General features: G+C 47.7%; 7 protein-coding genes. All 7 read left to right on the top strand.

All coding sequences use genetic code 11. The features are described from left to right. Positions 1–263 (top strand): hypothetical protein (locus tag EOO50_RS17505; RefSeq protein WP_290841575.1); only part of this gene is annotated, 263 nt, incomplete at its 5' end. 115 nt (positions 264–378) lie between these two features. Continuing rightward, entirely contained in the window at positions 379–945 is a 567-nt protein-coding gene (locus tag EOO50_RS17500) for a hypothetical protein (protein WP_290841576.1), read from the top strand. A gap of 53 nt (positions 946–998) precedes the next feature. Continuing rightward, a complete protein-coding gene (locus EOO50_RS17495) occupies positions 999–1,295 on the top strand; it encodes a transcriptional regulator (protein ID WP_290841574.1) in 297 nt (98 codons plus the stop codon). A gap of 42 nt (positions 1,296–1,337) precedes the next feature. Then, positions 1,338–1,976, top strand: a complete 639-nt coding sequence (locus tag EOO50_RS17490; RefSeq protein WP_290841573.1) for a DUF1361 domain-containing protein — start codon at positions 1,338–1,340, stop codon at positions 1,974–1,976. A gap of 1 nt (position 1,977) precedes the next feature. Continuing rightward, positions 1,978–2,292 carry a hypothetical protein gene (locus EOO50_RS17485; protein ID WP_290841572.1) on the top strand — a complete coding sequence of 105 codons (315 nt, stop codon included), beginning with the start codon at positions 1,978–1,980 and terminating at the stop codon, positions 2,290–2,292. A gap of 25 nt (positions 2,293–2,317) precedes the next feature. Then, on the top strand, positions 2,318–3,658 hold the full coding sequence (gene creD / locus EOO50_RS17480; protein WP_290841571.1) for a cell envelope integrity protein CreD: 1,341 nt from the start codon (positions 2,318–2,320) through the stop codon (positions 3,656–3,658). 100 nt (positions 3,659–3,758) lie between these two features. Beyond that, the gene (locus EOO50_RS17475; protein WP_290841570.1) at positions 3,759–4,514 is read left to right on the top strand and encodes a hypothetical protein; all 756 of its coding nucleotides are present in this window, start codon (positions 3,759–3,761) and stop codon (positions 4,512–4,514) included. Positions 4,515–4,675: the final 161 nt, after the last annotated feature.

Here is a 4,675-nt window from a genome sequence, read left to right as displayed (position 1 = left end):
CCTTCGTGCCTTCGTGTCAAAAAAAAATGCAACAAAAAAAACTTCTTGCCTTCGCGCCTTCGTGGCTTCGTGTCAGAAAAACACGTGTCGTCAAAAAACAAAAACCTTCATTCCTTCTCGCCTCCGTATCAAAAAAAAAAACGCACCGCAAAAAAATTCGTGCCTTCTCGCCTTCGTGCCTTCGTGTCAAAAAACTACATCATATCAAAAAACTTCATGACTTCGCGCGTTCCTACCTTCATCAAAAAAAATGCATATCCTAAAAAAAAACCAACAAAAAATTTGGTCACAAAACAAAACTCAACTTACTTTGCAATTCAAAGTACTTTATTTGTGAGTAACCAAGACTACCTGAACGACATCCGCGACATCAAGCAAATGATGAACCGCTCGACCCAATTCCTATCATTGAGCGGATTGGCCGGAGTAATGGCCGGAATCTACGCGTTGATCGGCGCATGGTTCGCGGCTCGAATCCTCGACCAGCACCGCGGCTATTACGTAACGCTCGAAAGCACGACGTTCAAGGCGATAGTCGCGATCGCGATCATCGTGTTGGTGTTGTCGATAATCACGGCGTTGATTTTGTCAGGCTTCAAGGCCAAGAAACGCAACGAAAACCTTTGGAACAGTTCCTCGAAACGATTGATTGCGAATTTCTTGATCCCGCTTGGCACGGGCGGGATTTTCACATTGATTTTGTTACGTCACGAAGTCTACGGCCTGATCGCTCCCGTAACGTTGATTTTCTACGGGCTCGCCTGCGTAAATGCGAGTAAATATACGTTGCGCGACGTTCGTTACCTTGGGATCACAGTAGTCATTCTTGGTCTCATCTGCACCGAATTTTCAGGCAACGGGCTGCTGTTCTGGGCATTGGGATTCGGCGTGAGCCATATCATCTACGGGGCTATCATGTACGTTAAATACGAGCGAAATTCCTAATATTTGCCCCCGACAGCGCGTAACCTTTGCACATTGAACCTTGCACCTCTATCTTGAAAAACATCATACAAAATATAAATAAGGCGTTCGACCACCGCATCCGATTGGGCATCATGAGCGTTCTCATGGTAAACGAATCGGCCGACTTCTCGACGCTCAAGGAACTGCTCGGCGTGACCGACGGAAATCTCGCAAGCCACGCGAAAGCACTTGAATCCGAGAATTACATCGTCGTCGAGAAACAGTTCATCGGTAAGAAACCCAACACGAGTTACAAGGCGACGAAGTCAGGTCGCGAGGCGTTTTCGGCCCACATTGACGCGCTTGAAAAACTGATCCAGAAAAACTGATATTTTTTTACCTATTAACTTTGAAATACAAAGTACTTTATTATGACAAGCCAATCTAAATTTATTTCGAACAAACAACTGAGCCTGCTCGCATTCGTAGGCTTCAACATCGCGCTGATGGCGTTCCGTATGCTCGTTACAGGAACGATCGGATACGGATTCCTGCTTTGGAATTTGATTTTATCCGCCGTTCCGTGGCTCGTAAGTTCCTGGCTTTGGACATCGTACAAAAGTTGGTTCGGTTTCACTTTGCTGTCGATAATCTGGCTACTGTTTCTCCCGAATGCGCCGTACATCCTAACCGATTTCCTACACTTCCGAAACCTGAAATCCTCAATGCCAGCTTGGTTCGACTTATTGCTGCTCGCCTCCTACTCGATCAACGGCATGTTGTTCGCGCTCGTTTCGATGGCGCAGATGCAACGGTCGTTCAAGATCCGATTCGGGGAAAAAGCGTCGGTCGCGCTGATTGCCGCAAGCGCGATGCTGTCGGGTTTCGGGATTTTCCTCGGGCGATACGAACGCTACAACAGCTGGGACATTCTTTCGAACCCATTCGGTCTGGTCGCCGATTCACTCATATTGCTTACGAAACTCCACACGATCGGTTTTACTATCGGCTATGGCTTGCTGTTGTTGCTCGTGTATTTCTTCTTCCGTACCAACTCTAAAACCCTTTGATATGCACTCATCCTTGAAAAACAATTTCAACGCTTACGTCCACACGACCGGGGAATTCTCGACGTGGATCGCTTTTATTTCGTTCGCGATCGGGACGGTTTTGTTCGGCGCCCACCAATTAGGATTGGGCAGCGATAACCTGATCGTGTTCGGATTCGTCTACGTGATCATCGCGGCCTTATTCAACTTACTCGTGCTTTTGAATCTTATTTTGTTGTTTGCGAAAGAGCACGACTACCGACGATATTTCGCGATCAAAATCCTGATCCTGCTCGCCAACATCCCGGTCGTCTTCTTCTACCTCACATTCATCTAAATAATAAATAATAAAAAATAAAATAATGGAAACACAACCAATCGCAAAGACCAATTTTTTCCAATCGAACACGGTGCGCATGATCATCGTCGGATTGCTCACGCTCGTGCTGCTGATACCGCTCGCGCTCGTCCAAAACCTGATCGCCGAACGGGCCGAAAGGCAAAAAGCCGTCACCGCCGACCTGAATGCCAAATGGGGAACCGACGTTTATTTTTACGGACCGATCGTGCGCATTCCGTACACGACCTATGAAGAAACCGTAACCGTCGACCAAAAGACGAAAGCGGCCGTCACGCAACGCACCGCCAGTACCGATTACGCATATTTCTTTCCTGAAATGCTCAACAACAATTCGTCGGTGACGACCGATAGACGCCATTACGGACACTACGAATCGGTGGTCTACACATCGGCCATGAAGTTCGACGGACATTACGCGAAACCCGATTTTTCAGGCCGGGGCATTCCTGAAAGCGACATCCAATGGGAAAAGGCGTCGGTCATCATCAAGAGCACGAATCTCAAAAGCATCCGCGACGAAATCAAAATAAATCTGGGCGGAAAATCGCTCACGTTCGAACCTGTGTTCAATGCGTCCGAAAACGATACGGTCGACGGTCTGGAAACCGGTTATTTCGACGCATCGGTGTTGCGTGACGCTGCGAAAGTGCCGTTCAATTTCAACATCTCATACCGCGGAAGCCGACAATTGACGGTTGTTCCGATCGGAAAAACGACAACAATGAGTTTGAAATCGAACTGGCACGATCCGGGTTTCATCGGCAACTTTTTACCCGATTCAAAAAAATATAACGAAAAAGGCTTCGAAGCGAAATGGAAAGTATTGCACGTGAACCGTCCGTTCGGGCAACAGACGTTTGGGGAATTACCGAATTTGGAGCGCTTCGCCTTCGGACTCAAATTCGTGATCACGGTCGACCAATACCTGCAGAACGAACGCGCCGCGAAATACGGTTTCCTCACGATCGGGCTTACGTTTTTGATTTTCTTCCTGATCCAAACCATCAGCAAAGTGCGCATCCATATTTTCCAGTATACGATGATCGGCCTCGGATTGGTCATGTTCTACACGCTTCTGATCTCGATCACCGAACACAGTAGTTTCCTTACGGCTTATCTGATCGCGGGAACGTCGGTCGTCGCGTTGATCTCGCTGTATTCGGTCTCGATCCTCAAGAACAGGAAATTCCCGGCGTTCATCACGGCCTCGCTGACGGTTTTGTACAGTTTCATTTACGTGATCATCCAACTCGAAGATTACGCATTGTTGTTCGGAAGCATCGGATTGTTTGCGATTTTGGCGGCCGTGATGTATTTCTCGCGCAAAATCGACTGGAATTAATTGACAATTGATAATTGACAATTGATAATTATTGTCAAGACAAATCATTCTGCAAAATCTGAAATCTGAAATCTGTAAATCTAAAATCTGTAAATCTAAAATGGACACAAACTCCTCCGAATACTGGGTCAACCACTTCACCCACAACGCCAAGATCGATCGCATCGACTGGACGACAAAAACGAATTTATCCGATGGCCAAAAACAGCGCATCCTGCGTTCGCTACAAGCCTGGCAACTCGGCGAAACGTCTGACGGCGCGCATTTGCTGCATGCCGCGAACAAATACGCGAACCGGACGCACGATTTCATTTACCCGATCGCCGTCGAACTCTTCATAAAGGAAGAACAAAAACACGGCAATAACCTCGGGCGTTATCTCGATATTATTTGCGAGCCGCGCGTGCAAAAGGATTGGGGCGATTCGCTGTTCCGAAAAATCCGCTATTTCAACACGAGCATGGAACTCTGGACGCTCGCCGTGATCACCGTGGAAAGCGCGGCCCAATTGTTCTACCAATCGCTCAAAGACGCGACGGGTTGCCCGCTTTTGAAACAGATTTGCGACGACATCATCAAAGACGAAGCGCACCACATCGACTTTCAGGCCGAGCGCATGTTAGCCATTTACCGCGCGCATCCCGCCGTGTTGAAACCTTTGGCGTTCGCGGTTTACAAGACGTTTTTCTTCTCGACCGCGGCCGTCGTCTGGTTCGGGCACAGCAAAGTGCTTAGCGTCGGAAGCCCGACATTTAAACAATACATGGTCGATATGTCGTGTAAATTCCGGAACACTTTCGGACGCATTCGCGAGGCGGTTTCAGAACGGTCGGTTAGCGATGTAACGGTATTTTGATTGACGAAGGACGAAGGACGAAAGACGAAGGACGAAATGACGAAAGACGAAAGACGAACGACGAAGGACTGACGTAATCGGAAGGCAACGACTCAAATCAACGAATCAACAAATCAACAAATCAACAATTAAGCGAATCAACAAATCAACAATAAAGCGAT

It is taken from the genome of Flavobacterium sp., from assembly GCF_004211145.1.
GTDB lineage: Bacteria > Bacteroidota > Bacteroidia > Flavobacteriales > Flavobacteriaceae > Flavobacterium.
This window is presented reverse-complemented; position numbering and strand designations above follow the sequence as displayed.

Bases quoted from the DNA above. Each gene is read 5' to 3' on its own strand.
- creD (WP_290841571.1), top strand. From the start codon at position 2,318: ATGGAAACACAACCAATCGCAAAGACCAATTTTTTCCAATCGAACACG.
- EOO50_RS17490 (WP_290841573.1), top strand. From the start codon at position 1,338: ATGACAAGCCAATCTAAATTTATTTCGAACAAACAACTGAGCCTGCTC.
- EOO50_RS17475 (WP_290841570.1), top strand. From the start codon at position 3,759: ATGGACACAAACTCCTCCGAATACTGGGTCAACCACTTCACCCACAAC.
- EOO50_RS17485 (WP_290841572.1), top strand. From the start codon at position 1,978: ATGCACTCATCCTTGAAAAACAATTTCAACGCTTACGTCCACACGACC.
- EOO50_RS17500 (WP_290841576.1), top strand. From the start codon at position 379: ATGATGAACCGCTCGACCCAATTCCTATCATTGAGCGGATTGGCCGGA.